Annotated in this window: 19 protein-coding genes and 1 tRNA gene; 6 read left to right on the top strand and 14 right to left on the bottom strand. The window is 42.2% G+C overall.

Annotated elements, in window-relative coordinates; translation table 11 throughout:
* Positions 1-5: 5 nt before the first annotated feature.
* From UYK_RS0106985 to gndA, 10 genes are all read right to left on the bottom strand, one after another.
* Positions 6-971, bottom strand: coding sequence for a GDP-mannose 4,6-dehydratase (locus UYK_RS0106985; RefSeq protein ID WP_016871161.1), 966 nt, complete (start codon positions 969-971; stop codon positions 6-8).
* A gap of 157 nt (positions 972-1,128) precedes the next feature.
* The gene (locus UYK_RS0106980) at positions 1,129-2,814 is read right to left on the bottom strand and encodes a glycosyltransferase family 4 protein (RefSeq protein WP_009458233.1); all 1,686 of its coding nucleotides are present in this window, start codon (positions 2,812-2,814) and stop codon (positions 1,129-1,131) included.
* A 22-nt stretch (positions 2,815-2,836) separates the two neighbouring features.
* Positions 2,837-5,923, bottom strand: a complete 3,087-nt coding sequence (locus UYK_RS0106975; RefSeq protein WP_009458232.1) for a glycosyltransferase — start codon at positions 5,921-5,923, stop codon at positions 2,837-2,839.
* Positions 5,898-7,418, bottom strand: coding sequence for a class I SAM-dependent methyltransferase (locus UYK_RS0106970; protein ID WP_016871160.1), 1,521 nt, complete (start codon positions 7,416-7,418; stop codon positions 5,898-5,900). Before UYK_RS0106970 ends, UYK_RS0106975 begins: the two co-directional genes overlap by 26 nt.
* 51 nt (positions 7,419-7,469) lie before the next feature.
* Positions 7,470-8,741 carry an ABC transporter ATP-binding protein gene (locus UYK_RS0106965; RefSeq protein WP_016871159.1) on the bottom strand — a complete coding sequence of 424 codons (1,272 nt, stop codon included), beginning with the start codon at positions 8,739-8,741 and terminating at the stop codon, positions 7,470-7,472.
* 99 nt (positions 8,742-8,840) lie between these two features.
* Positions 8,841-9,686 carry an ABC transporter permease gene (locus tag UYK_RS0106960; protein ID WP_016871158.1) on the bottom strand — a complete coding sequence of 282 codons (846 nt, stop codon included), beginning with the start codon at positions 9,684-9,686 and terminating at the stop codon, positions 8,841-8,843.
* Between the two features lie 180 nt (positions 9,687-9,866).
* On the bottom strand, positions 9,867-10,616 hold the full coding sequence (locus tag UYK_RS0106955; protein WP_016871157.1) for a Uma2 family endonuclease: 750 nt from the start codon (positions 10,614-10,616) through the stop codon (positions 9,867-9,869).
* A gap of 293 nt (positions 10,617-10,909) precedes the next feature.
* Positions 10,910-12,064, bottom strand: coding sequence for a SpoIID/LytB domain-containing protein (locus UYK_RS0106950; protein ID WP_016871156.1), 1,155 nt, complete (start codon positions 12,062-12,064; stop codon positions 10,910-10,912).
* Positions 12,065-12,365: 301 nt separating this feature from the next.
* Positions 12,366-12,884, bottom strand: coding sequence for a P-loop NTPase family protein (locus UYK_RS0106945; RefSeq protein WP_009458225.1), 519 nt, complete (start codon positions 12,882-12,884; stop codon positions 12,366-12,368).
* A 309-nt stretch (positions 12,885-13,193) separates the two neighbouring features.
* Complete coding sequence (gene gndA / locus UYK_RS0106940) at positions 13,194-14,624, bottom strand: NADP-dependent phosphogluconate dehydrogenase (RefSeq protein ID WP_016871155.1); 1,431 nt, start codon at positions 14,622-14,624, stop codon at positions 13,194-13,196.
* Between the two features lie 300 nt (positions 14,625-14,924).
* On the opposite strand from gndA, the gene UYK_RS0106935 reads away from it, so the two are divergent.
* Both UYK_RS0106935 and UYK_RS24095 read left to right on the top strand, forming a co-directional pair.
* Entirely contained in the window at positions 14,925-15,665 is a 741-nt protein-coding gene (locus tag UYK_RS0106935) for a Ycf66 family protein (protein WP_009458223.1), read from the top strand.
* Positions 15,666-15,769: 104 nt separating this feature from the next.
* The gene (locus tag UYK_RS24095) at positions 15,770-16,267 is read left to right on the top strand and encodes a hypothetical protein (protein WP_146005634.1); all 498 of its coding nucleotides are present in this window, start codon (positions 15,770-15,772) and stop codon (positions 16,265-16,267) included.
* Positions 16,268-16,280: 13 nt separating this feature from the next.
* On the opposite strand, the gene UYK_RS24090 is transcribed toward UYK_RS24095, so the two are convergent.
* Both UYK_RS24090 and UYK_RS24085 read right to left on the bottom strand, forming a co-directional pair.
* Positions 16,281-16,703, bottom strand: a complete 423-nt coding sequence (locus tag UYK_RS24090) for a DNA cytosine methyltransferase (protein WP_026086385.1) — start codon at positions 16,701-16,703, stop codon at positions 16,281-16,283.
* A gap of 50 nt (positions 16,704-16,753) precedes the next feature.
* Positions 16,754-17,161, bottom strand: a complete 408-nt coding sequence (locus UYK_RS24085) for a helix-turn-helix domain-containing protein (RefSeq protein ID WP_040469099.1) — start codon at positions 17,159-17,161, stop codon at positions 16,754-16,756.
* A gap of 245 nt (positions 17,162-17,406) precedes the next feature.
* On the opposite strand from UYK_RS24085, the gene UYK_RS26520 reads away from it, so the two are divergent.
* Entirely contained in the window at positions 17,407-17,619 is a 213-nt protein-coding gene (locus UYK_RS26520) for a 4-Cys prefix domain-containing protein (protein WP_009458217.1), read from the top strand.
* Positions 17,620-17,662: 43 nt separating this feature from the next.
* Positions 17,663-18,535, top strand: coding sequence for a serine/threonine protein kinase (locus UYK_RS0106915; RefSeq protein ID WP_235182308.1), 873 nt, complete (start codon positions 17,663-17,665; stop codon positions 18,533-18,535).
* Between the two features lie 198 nt (positions 18,536-18,733).
* Here the strand turns inward: UYK_RS0106915 and UYK_RS0106910 are convergent.
* A tRNA-Gln gene (locus UYK_RS0106910) sits at positions 18,734-18,802 on the bottom strand.
* Between the two features lie 237 nt (positions 18,803-19,039).
* On the opposite strand from UYK_RS0106910, the gene ileS reads away from it, so the two are divergent.
* Positions 19,040-21,916, top strand: a complete 2,877-nt coding sequence (gene ileS, locus UYK_RS0106900; RefSeq protein WP_009458215.1) for an isoleucine--tRNA ligase — start codon at positions 19,040-19,042, stop codon at positions 21,914-21,916.
* A gap of 152 nt (positions 21,917-22,068) precedes the next feature.
* On the opposite strand, the gene UYK_RS26000 is transcribed toward ileS, so the two are convergent.
* On the bottom strand, positions 22,069-22,296 hold the full coding sequence (locus UYK_RS26000; protein ID WP_131474248.1) for a hypothetical protein: 228 nt from the start codon (positions 22,294-22,296) through the stop codon (positions 22,069-22,071).
* Between the two features lie 8 nt (positions 22,297-22,304).
* Between UYK_RS26000 and UYK_RS0106895 the strand changes: the two genes are divergently transcribed.
* A complete protein-coding gene (locus UYK_RS0106895; protein ID WP_009458214.1) occupies positions 22,305-24,407 on the top strand; it encodes a M3 family metallopeptidase in 2,103 nt (700 codons plus the stop codon).
* The last annotated feature ends 4 nt before the right edge of the window (positions 24,408-24,411 follow it).

Here is a 24,411-nt window from a genome sequence, read left to right as displayed (position 1 = left end):
AACTATTACCTGTTACTTAATTCTTTCAAATCATGATCAACCATTAGCTGTACCATTTGTTCAAAGGAATACTGTGGCTTCCAACCTAATTCTGCTTTAATTTTATAAACACAACCGACTAGTTCTATAGGCTCATCAGGACGGTAGAATGCAGGATCAACAGATACATAATCTTCCCAGTTCAAATCTAAATAGTTAAAGGCACATTCTACCAGTTCTCGCACCGAATGAGTTTCACCACTAGCAATAATGTAGTCATCTGCTCTACTTTGCTGTAACATCAACCACATTGCATGTACTGCATCTTTGGCATAGCACCAGTCACGGCGTGCATCTAAATTACCAAGTTTTAACTCTTGGGCTAAACCTAGTTTAATCATAGCCGCAGTATGGGTAACTTTACGAAATACAAACTCTGTACCGCGACGGGGAGATTCATGGGTGTAAGTGATACCACAGCAACCAAAAAGATTGTACTTTTGCCGATAGTTCACCGTCATCCAATGCGCATAAGCCTTAGCAACACCATAAGGATTGCGTGGACGAAACGCAGTACGTTCGGTTTGGGGTGACTCATCCGGTTGCCCAAAAACTTCGCTACTGGAAGCTTGGTAAAATTTAGCATCAGGTTTACAGCGCCGGATCGCTTCTAGCAGGCGCGACACCCCCAAAGCAGTGTATTCCGCAGTCAGTGCTGGTTGTGTCCAAGACAAGGGAACGTAACTTTGGGATGCAAGGTTATATATCTCATCTGGTTGACACTCAGTCACTACATCCATCAAGGAAGACTGATCTAACAAGTCACCAGATACAATTTGGATCTTGTTAGACAGATGACTAATACGTTCTAGATTACTCGTGCTAGAACGGCGGACTAAGCCGAATACTTGGTAGCCTTTTTCTAAAAGGAGTTCGGCGAGATAAGAACCATCTTGTCCGGTTAATCCGGTGATAAGGGCTTTTTTGGTCACGGCTGTAACTTATTTTATTTTTGCCAGACTACTAATATGACCCCGATTATAATAAAGCTCAAGCCTGCGAGACGCATACAGGAATTTCTAGAGAATTTGCATTTTTACCATTAAACCAAGTCTAATTTTTGCTTCAGCTTTATCCACCATATTTCCATCACTTGCCTAGCCTGCCTACAGCAATTGATAAATTAGTCATGCCCTTTTCAAAGGCACTTTTAGCATTCCGACCAAGGGCAGCTAAAACAGACGGTCTATCGATAAGATACTGGAGGCAAACTTCTGCTTCTATTTCGTCAGCATAAAATAAGCCGCACTGTTCATTGCGGCACAATTCAACAAGTTTTTGATTTAGTTGGGGAACCAATAGCGATCGCCCCTGCCTCATACCCTCAATTAAATCTCGCTCTTTGCCATTATAATCAACAACCCAAACAAGTTCTACGTTCTGCCAATCTTCAGGTTCGATCCAATCACTCATCACAAACCGATAGCGTTTATTACCGTCGTGCTGGTAGAATTGGTCAATGACAAAAGCGCACTCTGGTGATAGATTATCGCCACTGCATAGGATGATGCGATCGCTTCCTGGCGTCATCGTTGTCTCTTTATTCTGATAAACCTTTACAATATGCTGCACATAGTTGTTGAGCGTATCCTCTGCTACCTGCTCATGTGCATTACGACCCATTATTTCTATATGGTTGCGGTTCTGAGCCATCTCTACCATTTTTTCAGCCAACATTTGGGCGTTACCAGACTCAAACAAATAACCTGTAACACCTTTTCTCACAAGTTCCAGATTGCCACCAAGGGCGGAAGCTAAGACTGGGATACCCGCAGCCATCGCTTCCAGAATAGTTACTGGCTCGTTTTCCGGCCAGATTGACGGTGTGACTAAAACATCGGTACATTCGTAAACAGTCTCAATTTGAGAGTGATCGACTTTTCCCCATAACTTCACAGCAAAATCAAGGCGGTTTTCCTTGACGAATTTTGCCACCTGGTCTGCCATCTCACCGCTACCGACGATGTTTACCATGCACAGATTGCCAAGGTAGCCTCGTTTGCGCAGCAATTCCATTGCTTTGATCAGTACATGAACACCTTTATGGAAACCGAGGTGTCCGATGAAGGTGAAGCGCATTGGTCCTTTTGTCGGGACTTTCACTACTCGCGAAAAGCGTTCAACATTCACACCGTTGGAGATGATGCTAATCTTGTGGGCTGGTATTCCAGCTTTGACGTAGGTGGATGCTAGATAAGAACTCGGCGAGATAAACCGATCAACCTTGGCAAGTTGCAAGGCAATGTAATCTTGACGCATTCGGATGTGTAGCAGCTGCCCTCGACTATCTGTTAAGTCTGGTAAACACTCTCTGCATTTTGAGAAGTCACCACAAACTTGCTCTTGTTCCTTGAGCAGGGTATTTTTATAACAAAATCCCCAATAGTCATGCAAGGTAAGTACAGTCCGAATACCACGCTGGCGCGCTCGATATATAATGCCCAACGATAGACAAATAATATTGTGAAAGTGGACTACGTCTGGTCGAACTTCCTCGACAACCCCATCAAATAAATCGTCGACAGCAGAATTGTGAAAATTTTCACCTATCTGATAGTTTGGCGTGTGTAAAATAGTACGGAAGATGATAATTCCATCATAAGTTTCCCTGATTAGTGAATATTGACGAAGGCTATCATCGTGCTTACCGCAGAATACAACCACTTCATAACCTAACTTTTTCAAAAGACATGCCTGATGGTGGGCAATAATCTCTGCGCCGCCAATGAAAAAAGGCGGGTAAAAATTAGTACAAACGAGTATTGTTTTAAGCATATATACTCACATAAAAATAATGTCAATGCCGTGAATTTTTCAGGGATACTTCATAAAATTCATTCGCTGAGGCCCCAAAGGTGAGGTCGCCTTGACGTGGTGTCGGAGAAAGTAGAGCCAGTGCTAAACCTCCCCACATTTCTCCTTTCGCCAAATTATTTTCGCCTTCAATAATACGTCCCGGCACAAAATCTATATCTACCCAAATTACATAGGGCGAATCTTGCCATCTCGCACTCATCATTCCGCGTCGACACTCTGGGTTGAATGAGTCATGCATCATCACGAACAGCGGTCGTTTGGGCACATACGTCAAAATAATTTCTATGTCTCTGCGCACGCCTTCAGCAGAATGATCGCCATCGATCAGTACAAAATCTATTGGGATATCAGCTTCATCAAGTGCCTGAAATAGCAATGGTAGCAGAGTCGTTGACGCCCCAGTCAAAAAGCTAACGTTTTCTATTGCCGGAACTCGTGAAATTACCTCTGGATCGATATCAATCGAAAACACCATTTCAGAGTACTGTGCTATCAGTGATAGGCTACCGCCATAATACGTACCAATTTCAACACTGCATCGTGGCTGATGCCGGGCCAACAATCCAGCTAATGCCATACGCTCTGAATCATGCATCTGCCAACGCTCAAGCAGGCAGTTCTGGTAAAGCAGATCCTCATAACGAATGATTTCTAGGTTCTGGGTCATTGTCGCATTCACAACCATAGCGTATGTCTCCTCCAGACCTAAAGCAGTCAATACTTCCTGGGCGTAATCTTCCCAAGTTTTGAGTGTGCGGTCAATTGCTGCTTGAAATAATTCGGCAAGCAAGGTGCGATCGCACGACAAGTTGTAAATTGCTTGAGCTAAAGCCTGAGCGTCGGTCATATCTACTACTAAACAGCCGCCTCCTGCTGCTAATTCTGCCATCACACCTTGGTTATGGCACAGGCAAGGTCGTCCATGCCAAATGCTTTCTAATACTGGCATTCCGAAACCTTCGATTAGGGAACTGTAGATAGTAAAGGTCGATTCCTCATACAACTGATGCAATCTGGCATCATCTACAATTCCCAACCACTGAATACGTGGATCTTCGGCTGATGCCTTTTGGACAGCTTCGTAAATCTGTGGTGCGCCTTCATAGCGGTTACCAACAAGAGTCAAACGCCAATTCAGTTGAGGATAATGCTGCGCTAAAATTTTACAAGCTTCTAGCAATGTGCGGTGATTTTTGCGCGGTTCCAGGGTAGAAACGCACAGCATATGCACTTGAGGAGATTGCTCCTTGGGCATTTTCACATTGCGGGCTGCTTGACCGAATTCCCCTGGCAGTAATGTAGTACTTATCTTACCGTGCTTGATGTTCTTTCGATGACAATAATCCTGAATGCTTCTTGCAGAAAAATCCGAAACTGGAATAATTACATCGACACTCGACAGCATTTCCAAATATGGAGGAAACAGTTCGTTCACCGTGGGACTGCACCATTGCGGATACATTACCGGAATCAAATCGTGGAGGATAGCCGCTGTTTTCCACTGTTGCTTTTGGGCGTAAGCAAAAGCTTTTGTGCTATGTCCGTCTAAAACAGTTTCTGGGAAAAAAAGTAATGCTGGACGATTTCGCGCTTGTGGATCAAGTGCTAGAAATTCATCCAGGGATATTGTTCCACGAGCCAAAACTGCCTCTGCATAAGTTGGTAGTTTGGGTCCGTTAAACTGACCTAGCTGCAAGTAACCATCCTGGGAAGGTAACACGTATTGCTCTGTTGTCCAGTCCCAAACAACAAATACCGGATCGCAGTATTTTTGTAGTGTACGGCAAAGTTGACGAGTAACCCTAATTACACCAGAATTGCCGGGGTCACGGCAGCTATTAGTAACATCAACAATCAAGATGGGAGTAGTATCTCGGCTTGCTTTTAATGCATTCTCAAAATAATCACAGTAGGTTTGAATTACTTTTTCCCAACGGAAATTTTCCCGAAACTTGTTGTAATTATCTGCGGATATGACTTCATTAGGAATTTGTCCTGTCAAAACGTAACCCGCTTTTTCCGCCATCTCTGCAACATCGGCGCACAGGAACCAGGGATTTACAACTACCTCCGGATGGGCAGCAAGATTAAACGCTAGTGCTGGACGTCCCAACCATTGCATTTCTGCAAGCGGCAGGTTAAAACCTTCCCAAAGCGATACAGAAATTCCCAAGGCGACATTTTTCATAATCTCCTGTAGTTCGGCATCATCTGGGAATCCAATCGGTTTGATGTATTCTTTGAGATCCTCTGGAATCTTAATATCCGATGGATTTGCTAAGACTAGCAAAGTCACTTGTGGGTGTCGCTGCACCAGCTCCCGTATTACCTCAAAACAGGCTTCAGAATTCTTATAGCAGCCTGGCTCCCAACGCCCCAGATTTAGAATATATGTACGTCCTGTTTCCTTCAGTGCTGTCAATGTGGAGAAATTTGTGCCGCTACTTTGACTGACCATATGTGCTTGCCATAGGGACAGTTCCATATGGTCAGCACCAAGCAGAACTGTATGGATACCATCACTATTACCGCGATCAACTATTGTCTGTGATTTAGCTATAAAATCACTAATTGGCAGTATTGCTGTTGCCTTGGGTAAATAACGCTGACGGAAATTTCTCAGTTTCTGCTGAATTAGTAGAGGATGACCAACAAAACCATCTAACGGTACTGCACCTGCATCAATAAAAATAACGGTCTGACAAACTTGAGAAAAAAACTCTAGTGCTTGAAAAAATGGCCATCCCCCAATAATCACCAAATCTGGTTTTTCAGACTCCGAAAAAAGATTGTGCCATTGGTTCTCTAACCACTTAGTTGTAGACTCATTGGCGTTGGCATAATCATCGGTGGGTGGGGGAACGGGGATGAATTTTTTGGCAATTTGACTCACTATTGGTTCATCCCACCAATAGCCCATCATGTAGACGTCATTGCCTCGCTCTACCATGCCCTTCCCAATTAACATCAGGACACGATCAAGACCAAAGCGGAACAGAAATCTTTCGTTGCAAATTAATACTTTCATTGCATCACCCAATTTATGATTTCCATCCAATAACTGCATAATCCTGGCAACCTAGCAGGATATCTTTCAAGAATTGGTTATCCAGACCGTGGTTATCGGTCATTGGGTGCAGACGATTAATTTGAACGTGGGAGAAGCCACGATTTTCTAACAAAAACTGTGCTGTTGGTGGTGGAATAGGGTTACGGTGGGTGGGGTCTATATAAAAGTTACAAGCTCCGACAATCAAGTTTTCTGGGTTGGGTGTCTCAAAGATGACGATTCCACCGGGACGAATCACCCGTAATGCTTCATTAATGAGGCTGATAAACTCCTGTAATGACAAATGCTCGATCACATGAAATGCTGTCAACCCTGCCAAGGAATTTGCTTCAATATTACGTAAGAAAAGCAGACCATCTTCCTTAGCAACATCTAAACCCCTTTCCTGACAATACTGCACCATCGTAGTGTTGATATCGACACCAGACGATTTCATCCCTCGTTCAGTTAATAACTCTAACCACTCACCCCGACCACAACCGATATCGAGAATTGCAGCATTTTCTGTTGCTGCGATCGCTTTTTCAATATAAGGAATATAGGTTGTCAGACGATTTTTGATTTCTTCACGGCTACCACGAAAACGGTCTTCAAAAGCTGTGTATAAGCTGTCTAGTAAATGCTGTTCTTCATTGACGAAAGTTCGCAGTTGTTGTTGATCAAATGGTTCTGGCAATCTGCGTTTTGCTTCTTCCAAAAACATCATCAATAGATGTTTTTGTTGAATTAAATCATTTTTGAGGTAGTTGTCGTTTCTAAGATGACGATTGTCCATTTGTTGCAGACGCTCGTCTGTTGTTTGCATATGATAATTTACATTGCTCAACTGCTCATTGATTCCTTGCAGGTGAGTGTCAACTCTATTTAAGCGATCGTCCATCCACTGTAAGCGGGTATCTGTAGCTTTTAAGTGATCTTCTAGTTGCTTTTCTTGATTAGTTACAGCATTTAATTGCTTTTCAAAACTACTTATCCAACTATTTACGTAATTATCAATATTATTCAAACTGTCATCTATATTGGGAACACGACTATACACAGTTCCAAAGCGCTCATCCATTTTTTTTAACTGAGTTTCCATATCTACTAAGCGCCGATCTATTCTTAAGCTTGCAATTTGCTCTATCAACTGCCTATTTAGCGCGACAGATTCTTGTAAAGCTCTGATTAGGTTATAGTTTACTTCTCTTTGATCTTTAAATATAAAATTCAGTAACTTTAAAATAAATTTCTGTATATTTTTATTTATTTTAAAAGGAAACTTGTTAAGATTGTCAGGCCATTTTGTACGAATTTCTGATCTTAATTGTGCATTTTTAAGCAAACCTTGGATAAGCTCTATAGTTGCATTGTGGTGGTTTTGAATACTTGGTACTGATGACTGATAAGTGAAACGCTTCGATTGAGAATAATTCCGGCGCTTAACCACTTCTTCTCGAATTTTATGCATGATTTCATCAACATTGACTTTAGACTCATGTTCTTCATTCATAATTCACCTTTTCAAAATACTTAAATTCTTCATTACTATTCATCATGTTTTCTATACTTGAGCAGAAATTGCTCTAGTGCTGAATGATACAGTTGACTTGAGGTCTAATACACCATCACAGTAAATATTATTATCTACTTCAAATACAACCATCTCATCTATCCAGTCGTAACTTATACCTTCTTCCGAATGTACGCCAACTGTTACTGTGTACACGCCCTTATTTAAATGGCAAGGAACTTGAAAGGAAACTTTTAATTGCTCACCATTAGACAATTCTGGTAATTTTACATTTAGTAGTTTAGTATTTGTCCCATACATTACTAATCCCATCAAATTCCTAATGGAAATTCCTACAATTACATCAGATAATTTTCCTTTGGCTACCAATATAATTTCTATATTAAAAAATTTTCCCGTCTCTACTTTTGTTATCTCTTGTTGAGCCAAAGATAAAATTTTGACATCTTTAAGAACTGCTAGTTTATTACCATGTCGATGGTTAGATAAAGAATCATCTTGAGTATCTGTGACAAAATCTTCATAATTTTCAATAGAATCTATTTCCTCAATTTCTTCCTGATTTGTTTGTGAACTTAACAGAGCAATATAATGATTTACGACTTCTTTGGGTTTACCTATTTCTAAAACTCTGCCATGATTCATTAACACAGCAGTTTTACACAACATCTTGACACTAGAAGAGTCGTGAGAAACAAACAGGATAGTTACTCCCTGTTCTTTCATTTCTCGAATTCGCTTCATGCAACGAGCTTGAAATTTCGCATCGCCTACAGCTAAAGCTTCATCAACTATTAAAATACTCGGTTCTGTATTGGCAATCACTGCAAATGCCAATCTCACCACCATCCCACTAGAATAGGTTTTAACTGGATGTTCTATAAAATCACCTATTTCAGCGAAAGCAGCAATATCATCAAACTTAGCTTCTATTTGCTCTTTACTCAGACCTAAAATTTGCCCGTTAAAAAAAACATTTTGTCGTCCTGTAAACTCTGGATTAAAACCACTACCCAGTTCTAATAACGCTGAAACTCGCCCATTTACCCACACCTCACCTGTAGTAGGTGTTAGTGTTCCAGCAATAATTTGTAGTAGCGTACTTTTACCAGAACCGTTTTGACCAATAATTCCTACAGTTTCACCTTTGGGAATTTCTAAGTTTATATCCCGTAAAGCCCAAAACTCTTGAGCATGATTCTGACCACGTAATAAGATTTCTTTGAGCTTATCGACGGGACGAGCATAGCGCTTGTAGCACTTAGAGATATTCTTTAGTGAAATTGCAATCTCCTCACCCATATCACTACACACGCTTTCAAAAGTAACTGTGCTAAATTCTAAACACTAATGTCATCAAACAGTAAAAAATTTCTGTTTGAGTTAATTGCACGCAGTTTTTTACAAAACATCAGCAAACGCTGGGCGCAGCCGCTTATAAACTGAAAAACCTATACAAAATACAATTGCAGATATTACAGTAGTTACTCCCCACTCACCCCAGTGCTTTACTTCTCCTACTAAAACTAAATCACGATAAACTTCAGCAATAGCTGTCATAGGATTTAACCAAAACACCAAATTCCGCCATTCTTCTGGAATTGCTTTCGCAGGATAAAGAATTGGTGTTAAATACAACCAAATATTGAGAATTACTCCCAAAGTTTGGGGAATATCTCGCAAAAACACAGTTAATCCTGCCATAAAATAACCTAATCCTGCTGTCAACAACAATTGTGTTAACCAAATTAATGGCAATAGGGCTAAGGTTAAATGTAAAGTGTGGGTAGATACAGCTACAAAAAAAATCAACGCCATCAATCCAAAAGAACTTTCAATGAACGTTGATAAAGTTGGCACAAGGGGTAATAAAGCTAGAGGAAACACTACTTTTTTCACTAAATTAGGTTGTGCTACTACTGAATTTGCAGCTTGAATTAATCCACTGCTAAAAGCAATCCAAGGTAGTAAACCAGCAAATAACCACAAACCAAAGGTAAAATTGTTTTCTGGAACGCCTTTAAGACTGAGTTTTACCTTTAAAACGACCGAAAATACATAAGTGTAAATCAGTAACTGCGATAGCTGATTCAATAGAGGCCACAAATTACCCAAGATGGAACCTTTGTAGCGAGCTTCTAAATCACGCCTTACCAGCGCTCTTAATAAATCAAATTTCGCCCACCACACTTCATTGATTGGTAGCCATTTTTTCAGCTTTCCTGCTTTTCGGACAAATCCTCGCATGGTTTGCAACAATTTTTGCTTCCTCGCTCACTTTCTACACACCTAATTGCTTGTTTTGAAGCTGATTCGTTATGAAAGTTCCTTTGTTATTTTATTGAAAATAGTTGCTACTCCAAAATACCAGCAAAAATATTTAGGTGATTTTACCACAAATGGTTATTGGATTTGCTCTGTTAATTTCTAGTATTCGGTTCTGTCAGGATAAGTTAAATTATCTGGTTCAATTCCTAAAGAACGCAACTGCTCAGCTAAACGCTGCGATCGCTCTCTTTCCTGTTGTAAAAGTAATTCTGCATCATTTGCCCTAGCTGTTGCTTGTTGTGCTTGTTGTTGAGCTATAAAAGCAACTTCTTCTGGTGTGGGAACTAAATCACCGCCCGCAGTAAAATAGCGTAATTTGTTTTCGTGTATACCTAAATACAAACCAAGTACTTGACTCCAACGCCATCCTTGGGAATTGGGGACAATTTCTTGATACTGATTGCCCACTAATTCAAAACCAACAAATTCCAGAGTTTCTGGTGAAAACCAAAAATATTCTGGCGTATGAAAGCGACTTTGATAAAGATTTTTCTTCAAAGTCCGGTCAACATTAGCCGTGCTATCAGAAAGTAATTCTATAATCAAATCTGGGTAGCGACCATCTTCTTCCCAAACAACCCAAGAATTACGCGATCGCTTTTCGGTATCCTTGACTAAAAAAAAGTCTGGGCCTCGAAAATCACGATTTCGCAATTGCTGCCGACTAAAATAAATCGTCAGATTCGCACCAATAAAAAAATCATTTTGCTCTCGCCACAGCCACTCTAAAGATGTTACCAGTAACAACAATTGAAGATAATGCAAAGAACTTTCTATTTCCGGTGCATCACTTAACAACCGAGTAGCATCAGGCATTTGTTGTTCCAACTGTTGGGCTGCGTTTAACATCTATCTATACCTACTCACTGGTTGATTTAATTTTAGTCATTGGTTAGTAGTTAGTTGTTAGTTGTTGGTTATTCCTCAGACTCCCCCCCACTCCACCTTTACCTTAAACCCTCCGGGTACTCTCCCTTGAACCCGCTACCTGCAGAAGCCGCTGTTGCTACGCGTGTATTGTATGCCAGGTGACGCCACGTGCTACAACGGGGGGACTCACCGCCCCCCGTGGGGATTGGGGGTTGGGGGAGGGAACCCCCCATTCTGCGCACTGGCTCACCGCTTGCACGCTATACACTCCCCTACTTCACCTTAATCGGCGTCAGGGCTACACCTTTGTAGTAATGCCCTAATATTTGCAGATAGCTGGCTCCCTGCAAAGCTAGATTGTAAGCGCCCCATTGACTCATGCCAATACCATGACCAAAACCTAGTCCTTGGAATGTGAAGCCATCATTACCGTTGGAGACATTAAAGCGGGTACTCTTTAGCTTTAAGGCTGTACGTACTTCTTCGCCTCGCAGCAGCTTTTCGCCTTTGTCACCGACAATTTTTAAAGCTTTCACACTGTTAAAAGGCGATCGCTGTTCAATAATTATCTGCTTGGGATTACCTATTTCTGGAAATTTACTACTAATTTCCGTAGGGGAAAAAGTTCTCATCCAATAGCATTCGCGGATATTTTGGTCAAAGTCAGGAACAGCACGCAGGTAGGGTTCTTTGCTTAACCAAACATCTTCGACATTTTCAGTATGTCCACCAGAGCAAGCATGAAAAACTGAGAGAATAATTTGGTTGTTATACGTGAGGACTTGCCCGGCGGTAGCATCAACAGCGGCATAAGTATTACGAGATTCGCTAATCACACCTTTATAAATCTGCCAGCGATCAGGGCTATCACCCAAATCGTAAATGGGATTATTACGCTGTCTTCCTCGTTCATAAAGGGCGTAGGTACGAGCTGCGATCGCTTGGGCTTTGAGGGCTTCTAGGGGCCAGCGACTATCCATTTCCCCACCCAAAACACTGTAGAGGTATTCTTCTAAATCTACCCAGTTAACAGCAGTGACACCTTTGTTTGTGCGGACTACTAGAGTTCTTCCCCGATACCAGCGATCGCCTATATAAACAAATCCCTTACCTGTTGGCTCAATCCAAAACAAACCAGATTGCCATTTATCTAGGGCTACTCCACCAGGGACTGTTTGGGCATAGTACGCATTCATTGCTGGTAGTTGTCCCAGAGTACGCCCACTACCATCTTTGACAATCGCAGTTGTAGAACTGCCAATTTTAACCTGCTTGGCATCCTGTTCAATTGCTACCCGCAGGATCACGGACGCTTGGGCTGGTAGACACAATGCAATCCATAAAAGTACACCGAACCACCAATGACGTGCTTTGATTTGGGAAAACAAAGAGGCTAAGAACAGTTGGAATTTCATGCCGCTGATCATTTAGTTACAGTTTATACTTATCAGACGCTCATTTTTACAGTAGTTTCCCGGAGGTAGGATTTGAATCTCCATATGATAGGGATATTTGATGGCAAAGCTTGTGTGGTGATCGCTTATTTTAGCGTCACCAGCAAATCTGTTGCTGCCAATATTTACGTTTTCATTACTTCTGGATGACACATCACTGATCAGCTAAGATTTTTTCTTTGGCTTGATTTTGTCATATCAACGGGGAACCGAATTACCGATGAGTCTGTGTTTTTAACTTATTCTGCCTAAGCTTTCTGATTTCAACAAGACCTTATAAACTAAACAACCAATCTTGTGTAGCTTGTGGCGATCGCAAATGTACTACTTGTAGGTGAGCATATTCCGGTTGACTAAACAAAATTGGGTACTCTTTTCGCCTTTTGTGGTAGGTATTTAGTCCCCATAACAAAATAGAATCACGACTGAATGTAGTTTTCCATGTTTCGCGGTTGCCATTACAGACTGGTTGTTGCGTCACTACGCGCCAAAATGTCCGTTTCAGCAGACGACTCATAGTTAAAACAAAAGCATAGTCTAGCCAAACAATTGTATCTGCTTTTCGCCAAATAATTTCCCGTACTTTGCTGTAATTACCATCTACTACCCAACTATCACCTGACAGTGCCTGAGAAACTCTCTGTTGAAAAATATCATCTGCTACTTCTGTCCAGTTGGGTTCCCAGTGCAGATAGTCTAACTCTACATGGGGAATGTTAAGGCGCTGTTGAATTTGCCGCGCCAAAGTCGTTTTACCTGAACCAGTGGTCCCTACGACGGAAATACGTTGCATATAGCAATTATATTTGGTTTGTGAAAATCAAATTATTTAGGGAACTAACCTGGTGAATATGCACTGATACTCAACTTTGATAGCACAGGTAAGTTAATTAAGAAGGATATCATCTCGATTTGAAGAAGACCCTCACGGGTTTTTGCCCACCAACGAGTGTATAAAAAATCGACCACCGATGCACACAGATAGATTGTGAGTTTGCTGCTAAATTAATCCCCTAACAAATGATAATTAACCACCAACTTAAAAAAGTGGCCCTGAAACTCGGGCCACTTTTAGCTTTTCAGCTTCAAACTTGATGAAGATTTAATGGGATTTTTCAGTAATCGGAACCCATTCGGTGTGGAAAGTACCTGGTTTGTCGATGCGTTCGTAAGTATGCGCGCCGAAGTAATCGCGTTGAGCTTGAGTGAGGTTTTGGGGCAAGCGATCGCGACGATAGCTATCAAAGTAATCTAAAGATGCACTAAACGCCGGTACGGGAATTCCCAACTTCGCAGCAGTTGCTAAGACTTCCCGCCAAGCAGCCTGTCTATCGAGAATTGTTTGCTTAAATTCTGGCGCTAACAGCAGGTTAGGTAATGCTGGATCTTCGTTAAAAGCCTTCTTAATCTTGTTCAAAAATCCTGCGCGAATAATACAGCCACCTTTCCAAATTCGTGCTAATTCACTCAGCTTCAAATTCCAGTTGTATGTTTGTGAAGCTTTGGATAGTAGTGCCATCCCTTGAGCATAAGAACAGATTTTTGAGCAATATAAGGCATCACGCACCATGTTGATGAAGTCCTTGGTTTGCCCATTGTACTTACCAGAAGGACCTGTAAGTACCTTAGATGCAGCTACCCGTTCTTGTTTGTAGGAAGAAATAATGCGAGCGTTTACTGCTGCTGTGATTGTAGGTATGGAAACCCCCAATTCCAATGCTGTCTGCACTGTCCAGCGTCCAGTACCTTTTTGCCCAGCCGAATCCACAATTAATTCGACCAAAGGTAAATTTGTATCTGGGTCGATGTAGGGGAAGATATTAGCGGTGATCTCAATCAAAAATGAATTGAGTTCATCGGTGGTGTTCCATTGGGCAAAAACTTCGTGTAGCTGATTGTGATCCAATCCCCCAGCATTTTTCAGCAAATCGTAGGCTTCAGCAATCAACTGCATATCGCCATACTCAATGCCGTTGTGTACCATTTTCACGTAGTGACCAGAACCACCAGGGCCAATATAGGTAACACAAGGGCCATCATCTACTTGGGCGGCAATTTTATTGAAGATAGGAGACAGATACTGATAAGAGCTTTCAGTACCTCCTGGCATTAAAGAAGGGCCATTGAGCGCCCCTTCTTCACCACCACTTACACCCATACCGATATATCGGAAGCCAGCGGGTTCTAGTTCTTGGGTGCGTCTGTCTGTATCTTCAAACCAAGAGTTACCGCCGTCGATAATGATGTCGCCTTCATCAAGCAAAGGTTTGAGCTGGGCAATTACTGCATCTACAGGTTTACCAGCTTGTACCATGATTAAGATTTTTCTGGGACGTTCCAGAGAAGCGACAAACTCTTCCAGGGTAAAAGCAGCTTTGACGTTTCTGCCCTGGGCACGTTCTGCCATGAACTTGTCGGTTTTTTCGCGTGAGCGATTGTAAACAGCAATTGGGAAGCCATTACGCTCTACGTTGAGCGCGATATTTTCCCCCATGACGGCCAAGCCAATCACACCAAAGCTTTGTAGGGTCATAAATTTTTGGCTAACTCTTCGTGATCTTTTATCTTTAAGGGTAGTCCGAGATTTTCGCTTCTTTCCTAAAGAAGACATTAAAAGTTCAGCGACAGAGTATAAATGCACAAACTACACAGATAAGTAATTTCAATTTGTATCGAAATCAACAATTATCTTGCAAAATTAGTTAGTGGTTAGTTATTAGTTGTTTGTTGTTTGTTGTTTGTTGTTTGGAACTACCAACCACCAATAACCAACCATTAATCACCAATTACCAACAATCACCAGTCCCATGACGTAGTTAAGGAGAAACACGAAATGCTGGCACATGTCCTAGCACTAACAGTAGGTCTTGGTAGTATAGCCATTTATTTAGCGGCTTTCTTTTTCCCAGAAATTCACCGTAAAAATGATTTTATCTGGAGCGGTATAGGACTGTTTTACGCATTAATGTTGTGGGTGTTTGCGCCACGCATTACCGGGGGTCTGTTACTAGGTCATATTGCCAGTGTGGCGCTTTTGGTTTGGTTTGGTTGGCAAACCCTTTCATTGCGTCGTCAGTTAGCGCCTTCTGCACAACAAACCCCTGTACCCAGTACGGAAGCAGTGCAAAATACGATTCAGGAACAGGTGACTAAATTATCGCTGCCAGAACGTTTGGGACAGATACAAAGCAGACTGGGTGGAATTTTCTCTGGTGCCAAGAATCGCGTCCAACAAAGTGTCAGTACAAAGACACCAGAAACCCCTCAACCCACAGAAGAACCCGCTGTTGAGATTACCGATCATCATACTACTACAGTAGAAACAACACCGTCAGCAGATATACTTACACCTGTTGATACTGAAGTTAAAACAGAGAGTGTACCACAAGCAATTCCCCCTCACCCGCCATCACCTGAATTGGTAGAAGCTGCCCAAGAAGCTGCTGCTCAAGCCGAGGAAGTGGCAGAAAAATTAGAACAAATTCCTGTAGAAGAAATTGCACCGGATGCCGAACTCGCCCCACCAGCTGAAGCACCACCCGAACAAACACCACCGAGCGATCGCCCTAATTAAAGAGGGTACAAAAAGACAGGTCTACAGCCATAGCAACTGAGTGTGAACAGTTTGCAAATCGCTTCATTGACTCAATGCCAACATTGGTAAGATCGCCAGCAGAAATGGAATCCAGCCCGCGCAATCTCTATGAAATGTGTGGAGCAGCAGTATTTGTTGAAAGTAATTCAATCTCCAGGAATCTGAGTACAACAATGGGTGATCTTTGGGAAATAATTGCTAATATAAGTCCCTACACCGTAAGCCCAGAGAGAGATTTTGGGCTTAAGATCACTGGTATCGACTCGATTATTTTATGCGGAGGAAAAGGAGAACCCGTATTCGCGCAGATCAAGACACAGCGTAACACCCTCACAGGTAGTCAAGCACCCAGATCAAAGCGTGAACTAGAACTCCACCAGCACCGAATTTTTGCAGCAGCCTTTTGCACAGGTGGTGGTTGGACATTTTCAAGTACGAGTATTCCTCGTGTGTGTGGAGCTGAATTTTGGACTATGGTTGGACTGGAATATGAGTTATTGAAGTTTCATGTAAAGCAAATGATACTCAAAATTCAATCTGCTTACGTATCACTTCAACAGGAGCCTCCTATTTTGAAGTGAACAAAAATGTGCTTCACATAAAAGGTAAACACAGTTGTTTCGCAGAACAAGAATGAGATTTCCCTAAAACATCTAACTCCCAGCTAACATCATCGGTTTTTAAATATCGAGAATAGGGAAAATCCCTAAAAACTTTTGGCTCTACGCCGTTTAAGTAGTTCACTAACATCCTACCGATCGCTCTACCAAGAGAGCAGGGAACAGCATTTCCTACTTGCCGATATTGGTCTAATAAACTGCCCTCAATAATCCAATCATCTGGAAATTCCTGTATACGTTTATATTCCTGAATACTAAGAGGTCTATCCTCTTCTGGGTGCGCCAAATCTGTTGCAGGCATTGCTGGATGTGTAACGAGAGTTGGAGAGGGTTTATCCCAAGCTAATCTCCGGTAGAAACCAGTTTTTCCACCTCCCGCATGATAAGACGCTCCCAATGCTTCTTTGTGTAACTCTACTGGTAAGTCTCGCCAATATTGTCCAGGCTTTAGTAGCCTAAATCAAGACCCATGCAACCAGAGAAAAAGCTTAAAGCCTTAAGATTAGGTTTACTAGAAGCTCTTCTTGCATGATCTGGAATAACTTGATCAGGGTTATGCTCTTTACAACGATATTCGCTAGCAGATTCTGAAGCAACCACCCATCTGTTACCAATCATTTCCCCGTTAATTTCTCCACTTCTAAGCAACTTACGAACGTATTGCTCAGAGTAACCAAGCATTTCAGAGGTTTCTTTTACGGAGAGGTATGCAGTAGACATAGGGGTTTCGTAAGCGAAACTAAGATTAAGAACCAATTTTAAAAGGAGTACAGTTGTTTGGCAAGTTCTGCAAATTAGTGTTTTGATTAATTGCTGATTTTTAGTCCCGTCAGTTATATATAAAAATTGCTGCATTGGAAAGGAGACATAGGTTATCAGCCTTTGGTGAGCTTTTTTCTTAGACGGCAAAATAACCTTTGAGGTAATGCTTCAATACTTCAATGCTATTTATAAAGTATTTAAAGTCACATCTAATCTTAGAGTAGATTGCGATCAATCATTTTTTGTCCAGTGAAAATACGCATAATGTAAAATTAGACGCAGTCGAATAGACTGATGAGCGATCGCAATCACCAACACAGGCAAATATTATTTTTACAATGCCCTACTGTATTAACCCCCGTTGTCCAAATCCTCTTGATCCTGAAAATGTAAATAATTCAACTTGTCGCAACTGTGGTTCAGAAATACTATTACAAGGTCGTTATACGGTTGTTGAAAAACTAGGCAAAGGCGGTTTTGGCAATACTTTTGAAGTAGATGATCGCGGTACACGTACTCGGACGCACTTTTGTTTTTCTACTCACAGGTAAAGAACCCCAAGATTCAGCTATCTATAATCCTTTAACTAATCAATTGGACTGGCGTCCTCATGCATTGCAGATTTCGCCACTATTTGCAGATTTAATCGACTGTTTAATGGCTCCAGTTGCAAATCAACGCCCTGAAAATACACAGGTAATTTGGCAATGGCTAGAAAAAATTGAGCAAGATATCAACCAAACAGATATATGTTCACAAAAAACATTACTGCAAATATTGCCAAAATCAGCGTTATCTTTTGCCACTACATTTTTTTCTCATCCTAGCCAGACACATCAAAAAACTTGGAAAATCTTTCTCGGATCAGGAGTAGGATTAATTGCTGCTGTCACAACACTTATTAATCCAATCAGCACTAAAAACTCAGTTCCTCTTAACAAACCCTCTGTTTCACCTCCCTCAAAAGTTTCTATTGTTAATCAAAAGTCTCAACAAACTAGAGACATTAAACCATCTGCTACTGTAGTTGCTAAAAATGCAGCGATCGCAACACAATCACAAGTAAAACAAAAAAAATCTCAAGTTCAACCACAGCAAGAATTACAAGCAAATTTAAAATCAGAATCAAAATTATTAAAAACTGCTAATTCTCATGAAAATACAAAAAATAATTTAATTCAACAAAGAAAACACTCAGTCATACTCCAAAATCAGCAAAAAATAAAAAGTAGACCAAAAAAGAAAAAAACAGAGCTAAATGTAAATAGAGACTTTAGAACAATCAAATTTAGAACAAATACATTGCCAAGAGAAAAAGCACCAACAATAGTCATTAAGGTTCAAAAATCCAAAAAGCTATTAGTTACTCAAAAGATAAGACGTAAAACTCAAACTCAGCAAACCAGGCACATAATAAAAGTGAAGTTAAAAAGAAATTATAATCATCTCAAAAAAGACAGGAAATAATTACTCTGTGGCTATATATTTTTTGAACGCAGAAGAACGCAGAGTTTTTTATTATCTGTTGATAGGAATTAACTCCTTTATATGAGGCTATCCAAACAGCAGTTGACTTGAGTTCTATCTCGGTAACTTAGCATCAGTGCTGATGTCAATAATTTCTGCTGTAAGCTGATCGCTCTACCAGTGAGCTAACTTTGGGGGAGTTTGATGTAGGATTTGAACCTACGTCAACCGATCAACTCGGACGCTCTACCACTGAGCTAATCAAACAGTGAATAGTATGCAGCGCTTGGCGGTATACGCAATTAGACCAGAGGCTAGCGCACCAGTCGGGCTTACAGAACCCGCACCACAGCTAACAACGACTTCACTACTAAATCTTTTTCAAAGAGAGCGCAGCCGAACTATCAAACAATTCGCGTACCTTCTTGTACTAGTTAGCCGTTCTGGACGCGTGGATTCTATAATGATTGGAACATCATTTGCTGCTAATTCAGGCATGAAGCTGTGACAGAAACTGGAAGCTACAAAGATACTGTAAACCTACCCAAAACGAAATTTGATATGCGGGCAAACGCTAGCAAGCGTGAACCCGAAATCCAAAAATTTTGGGAAGAGAATAAAATCTACGATCGCCTATCTCAAAATAATCCCGGCGAATTATTTATATTGCACGACGGGCCTCCCTATGCAAACGGCTCTCTGCATATTGGTCATGCTTTAAATAAAATTCTCAAAGATATTATTAATCGCTACCAACTGCTGCGCGGTCGGAAAGTGCGCTATGTTCCTGGTTGGGACTGTCATGGTTTGCCAATTGAGCTAAAAGTTTTACAGAATATGAAAGCTGCGGAAAGGCAAAACTTGACACCTTTACAACTGCGGCAGAAAGCGAAAGAATTTGCCCTAAATGCTGTCAATGAACAGCGTGATAGTTTTAAACGCTACGGAGTTTGGGGTGATTGGGAACATCCGTATTTGACCTTAACACCGGAATACGAAGCCGCCCAAATCGGTGTTTTCGGACAGATGGTGTTAAAAGGTTACATCTATCGGGGCTTAAAGCCAGTACACTGGAGTCCTAGTTCTAAAACTGCTTTGGCAGAAGCTGAGTTGGAATATCCAGAGGGTCATACTTCTCGCAGTATCTACGCCGCTTTCCCTGTGACGAGTTTGGCGGAAGCGGTAAAACCTGCTTTATCAGAATTTTTACCAAATTTAGGTGTAGCAATTTGGACAACTACACCTTGGACAATTCCGGGTAACTTGGCGGTGGCGTTGAATCCAGAACTTAACTACGCAGTTGTAGAAGTTACTTCATCAGGAGAAGGTTTAGGGTTTAAATACCTTATTGTCGCTGCTGATTTAGTAGAACGCCTGTCTGCGACCCTGGAAACTCCACTCTCAGTAAAAGCCACAGTCAAAGGCAAAGATTTAGAACACTCTACTTATCGTCATCCCTTGTACGATCGTGAGAGCCCGATTGTCATTGGTGGCGATTATGTTACCACTGAATCTGGTACTGGCTTAGTCCACACTGCCCCTGGGCATGGTCAAGAAGACTACATTGTTGGTCAGCGTTATGGTTTGCCTATCTTAGCCCCAGTTGATGACAATGGTAACTTTACCCCAGAGGCGGGACAGTTTGCTGGGTTGAATGTGCTTGGTGATGGAAACCAGGCGGTAATTGATGCTTTGACGATTGCTGGTTCCTTGTTGAAAGAAGAACCCTACGTCCACAAATACCCCTACGACTGGCGGACAAAAAAACCAACGATTTTCCGGGCGACAGAACAGTGGTTTGCTTCTGTGGAAGGATTCCGCGCAGAAGCACTCAAAGCGATCGCTTCTGTAAGATGGATTCCCGCCCAAGGTGAAAATCGAATCACACCGATGGTAGCCGATCGTTCTGACTGGTGTATCTCTCGTCAGCGGAGTTGGGGTGTACCAATTCCAGTATTCTACGATGAAGCTAGTGGAGAACCACTGCTGAATGAAGAAACCATCGCCCATGTCCAAGCAATTATTGCCGAAAAGGGTTCTGACGCTTGGTGGGAATTATCTGTTGAGGAGTTACTACCCCAAACCTACCGCAATAATGGCCGTACCTATCGCAAAGGTACAGATACAATGGACGTGTGGTTTGATTCTGGCTCATCTTGGGCATCTGTACTCAAGCAACGTCCAGAATTACACTACCCCGCGGATATGTACTTAGAAGGTTCAGATCAGCATCGGGGATGGTTCCAGTCAAGTTTGCTGACCAGTGTGGCTGTTAACAACTGTGCGCCATACAAAACCGTGTTGACTCATGGTTTTGCCCTAGATGAACAAGGGCGGAAAATGAGTAAGTCGCTGGGAAATGTTGTCGATCCGGCTATTGTCATTGAAGGTGGCAAAGATCAGAAAAAAGAGCCGGCTTATGGTGCTGATGTGTTGCGGTTGTGGGTATCGTCGGTAGACTATACCTCCGATGTGCGCCTGGGTAGCAATATCATCAAACAACTGGTTGATATCCGGAACAAAATTCGTAACACCGCTAAAAATTTACTGGGTAACTTGCATGATTTTGATCCAGCCAAAGATGCTGTACCCTATGAACAATTACCGCAGCTAGACAAATACATGCTGCACCGAATGACAGAAGTATTCCAGGAAGTTACTGAAGCATTCGATAGCTTCCAATTCTTCCGCTTTTTCCAAACTGTGCAAAACTTCTGCGTGGTGGATTTATCCAACTTTTATATGGATATCGCCAAAGATCGGTTGTACATCAGTACTCCCAATGCTTTGCGGCGTCGCAGTTGTCAGACAGTGTATTGGTATGCACTGGAAAACTTAGCCAAAGCGATCGCACCTGTATTATGTCACCTAGCCGAAGACATCTGGCAATATCTTCCCTACCACACTCCCCATAAATCAGTATTTGAATCTGGTTGGGTACAATTGCAGCAAAACTGGCATAATCCAGAACTAGCAACTTTTTGGCAACAACTACGGGAGATTCGCCTTGATGTCAACAAGGTATTAGAACAAGCTAGGGTAGAAAAAATGATTGGTTCCTCCCTAGAAGCAAAAATCTTGCTCTACATCAGTGATGCAGAATTATTAAGTGCAATCAAATCACTGAATGCTAGCAACAGCAACGGTGTAGACGAACTTCGCTACCTATTCATCACCTCACTCGTGGAATTGGTAGACGCACCAGAAAAACTGCAAGGTTCAAAATACAACTTGCAAGCCGATAGGTGGCGGATTGGTGTACTACAAGCAGACGGGCAAAAATGCGATCGCTGCTGGAATTACTCTACTCATGTAGGAGAAAATGCAGCACATCCACTGATTTGTGAACGGTGCGTGGCTGCATTAGCCGGAGAGTTCTAACAGCTATCAGTAGTTCCAGTCTGTAGCTAGGAAGATGTTTTCGAATATCGAACGCCGATGAAAATACAGACAGCCAACGCAAAAACCAAATCTGTGTCCATCTGTGTTCATCGGTGTTCGATAATAATTATCCCTTCCACCTCGCCACAATCTCAAAAAACTTGACACCGATACACACCGATGGGCGATCGCTGTGCATATGGTGGCTGGGAAGAGGTTCTGAAAATCGAACACAGATGCACACCGATACACACCGATGGGCGATCGCTGTGTGTCATTCTGGAATTTTCTACTATTGGCGATTGACTAGTGAGTAAAATCGCTACATTAGAAGGTGGAGAAAGAAAATCACAGTTGACCCACACAGAGCGGGTACTCACGTAAAACCATGAGTGTAAACGCCACGATTATAGATAATCCTTTATTGCAAGGCGCTGGTTTACCTGATTTTGTGAACATTAAACCAGAGCATGTGGTGCCAGCGTTTAATCAGTTACTGGCAGAATTAGAACAAGAACTAACTAAGTTGGAAGCTGATGTTCAGCCCAGTTGGAGTGGTTTAGTAGAACCTCTAGAAAAAATCACAGAACGCCTGAATTGGAGTTGGGGTGTTGTCAACCATTTAATGGGTGTGAAAAATAGCCCCCAACTGCGGGAAGCTTTTGAAACTGTGCAGCCGCAAGTGGTGCAGTTTTCTAACAAGCTCAGCCAAAGTCAACCAATTTACAATGCTTTTAAAGCCCTTGGTGCTAGTAAGGCTTGGGATAGTTTTGACTCTGCTCAACGGCGTATTGTCGCAGCTGCAATCCGCGATGCTGAACTTTCTGGCGTGGGTTTACAAGGTGAAGCGCGCGATCGCTTTAACGCTATCCAAATGGAGTTAGCAGAACTTTCTACTAAGTTCTCTAATAATGTTCTGGATGCAACTAAAGCTTTTAGCTTGACGCTGACGAAGAAAGAAGAGGTGGACGGCTTACCCCCCAGTTTGCTAAGTTTAGCAGCACAAGCGGCGCGAGATGCAGGTGCAGAAAATGCTACCCCGGAAAATGGCCCTTGGCGCATTACTTTAGATTTCCCCAGTTACTATCCTTTTATGCAGTACAGCGCTCGTCGCGATTTGCGGGAGGTGCTTTACAAAGCTTATATCAGCCGTGCTGCTGCGGGAGAGTTGGATAATAACCCGATCATTGAACGCATTTTAACGCTGCGTCAAGAACTGGCAGAGTTACTTGGCTACAAGACTTATGCGGAAGTTAGCCTAGCTAGTAAGATGGCTCCCCATGTCGAGGCTGTCGAAAAGCTCTTGGAAGAACTGCGTGGAGCAAGTTATGATGCTGCTGTTAAGGAATTAGAAGAATTAAAAGCTTTTGCTGCAAGTAAGGGAGTAGCAGAAGCAAATGATTTAAAACATTGGGATATTGCTTATTGGGCAGAACGCCAACGGGAAGAAAAATTTGCTTTCACAGCTGAGGAATTGCGTCCTTATTTTCCCCTTCCCCAAGTTTTAGATGGCTTATTTGGGTTAGTGAAAAGACTATTTGGTGTCACCGTCACCCCTGCTGATGGTCAAGCACCAGTTTGGCATGAAGATGTCCGCTATTTCCAAATTGCTGATGAAACAGGTAATGCGATCGCCTATTTTTACTTAGATCCCTACAGCCGTCCTGCGGAAAAGCGCGGTGGTGCTTGGATGGATATTTGTATCAATCGCGGTAAAGTTGCTGAAAATGGCGTGAGCAAGACTCGCTTACCTGTGGCATATCTGGTGTGTAATCAGACACCACCCGTTGATGGTAAGCCTAGTCTGATGACTTTCGCGGAAGTAGAGACTTTGTTCCACGAGTTTGGTCATGGTTTACATCACATGCTGACCAAGGTAGATTATACTTCGGCAGCAGGTATTAATAACGTTGAATGGGATGCAGTGGAATTACCTAGCCAGTTTATGGAAAACTGGTGCTATGACCGCGCGACTTTATTTGGTATGGCTAGGCATTACGCAACAGGCGAACCATTACCAGAACATTACTACCAAAAGCTGTTGGCAGCCAAGAATTATATGAGCGGTAGTGCAACGTTGCGGCAAGTCCACTTTAGCCTGTTGGATATCGAATTACATCACCGCTATCGTCCTGGTGGTGATGAAACTCCTAAACAAGTGCGCGATCGCATTGCTACAACAACCACTGTCATACCTCCGTTACCTGAAGATGCATTCTTGTGTGCTTTTGCACATATTTTTGCCGGTGGTTACGCAGCTGGCTACTACAGCTACAAATGGGCGGAAGTACTGAGTGCAGACGCTTTTGCTGCTTTTGAGGAAGTTGGTTTAGAAGACGAACAAGCTGTAAAAGCTATAGGTAAGCGCTACCGTGATACAGTCTTAGCACTCGGTGGTAGCAAGCATCCAATGGAAGTATTCAAATCTTTCCGGGGTCGTGAACCTAGTACTGAAGCTTTGCTCAGGCACAATGGTTTAATAGCTGCTTAGTTAT

The sequence above is a fragment of the Fischerella thermalis PCC 7521 genome (assembly GCF_000317225.1).
GTDB lineage: Bacteria > Cyanobacteriota > Cyanobacteriia > Cyanobacteriales > Nostocaceae > Fischerella > Fischerella thermalis.
Note: the sequence above shows the minus strand (reverse complement) of the source record. Positions and strands in the feature narration are given on the sequence as shown.

What these genes read in the sequence shown, in the direction of transcription:
- UYK_RS24095 (WP_146005634.1), top strand. Translation starts at nt 15,770, where the DNA reads ATGGAATCCAGCCCGCGCAATCTCTATGAAATGTGTGGAGCAGCAGTA.
- gndA (WP_016871155.1), bottom strand. Translation starts at nt 14,624, where the DNA reads ATGACCCTACAAAGCTTTGGTGTGATTGGCTTGGCCGTCATGGGGGAA.
- UYK_RS0106975 (WP_009458232.1), bottom strand. Translation starts at nt 5,923, where the DNA reads ATGCAGTTATTGGATGGAAATCATAAATTGGGTGATGCAATGAAAGTA.
- UYK_RS26520 (WP_009458217.1), top strand. Translation starts at nt 17,407, where the DNA reads ATGCCCTACTGTATTAACCCCCGTTGTCCAAATCCTCTTGATCCTGAA.
- UYK_RS24085 (WP_040469099.1), bottom strand. Translation starts at nt 17,161, where the DNA reads ATGCAGCAATTTTTATATATAACTGACGGGACTAAAAATCAGCAATTA.
- UYK_RS0106980 (WP_009458233.1), bottom strand. Translation starts at nt 2,814, where the DNA reads ATGCTTAAAACAATACTCGTTTGTACTAATTTTTACCCGCCTTTTTTC.
- UYK_RS0106960 (WP_016871158.1), bottom strand. Translation starts at nt 9,686, where the DNA reads ATGCGAGGATTTGTCCGAAAAGCAGGAAAGCTGAAAAAATGGCTACCA.
- UYK_RS0106895 (WP_009458214.1), top strand. Translation starts at nt 22,305, where the DNA reads ATGAGTGTAAACGCCACGATTATAGATAATCCTTTATTGCAAGGCGCT.
- UYK_RS0106965 (WP_016871159.1), bottom strand. Translation starts at nt 8,741, where the DNA reads ATGGGTGAGGAGATTGCAATTTCACTAAAGAATATCTCTAAGTGCTAC.
- UYK_RS0106950 (WP_016871156.1), bottom strand. Translation starts at nt 12,064, where the DNA reads ATGATCAGCGGCATGAAATTCCAACTGTTCTTAGCCTCTTTGTTTTCC.
- UYK_RS0106955 (WP_016871157.1), bottom strand. Translation starts at nt 10,616, where the DNA reads ATGTTAAACGCAGCCCAACAGTTGGAACAACAAATGCCTGATGCTACT.
- UYK_RS0106970 (WP_016871160.1), bottom strand. Translation starts at nt 7,418, where the DNA reads ATGAATGAAGAACATGAGTCTAAAGTCAATGTTGATGAAATCATGCAT.
- UYK_RS0106935 (WP_009458223.1), top strand. Translation starts at nt 14,925, where the DNA reads ATGCTGGCACATGTCCTAGCACTAACAGTAGGTCTTGGTAGTATAGCC.
- UYK_RS0106945 (WP_009458225.1), bottom strand. Translation starts at nt 12,884, where the DNA reads ATGCAACGTATTTCCGTCGTAGGGACCACTGGTTCAGGTAAAACGACT.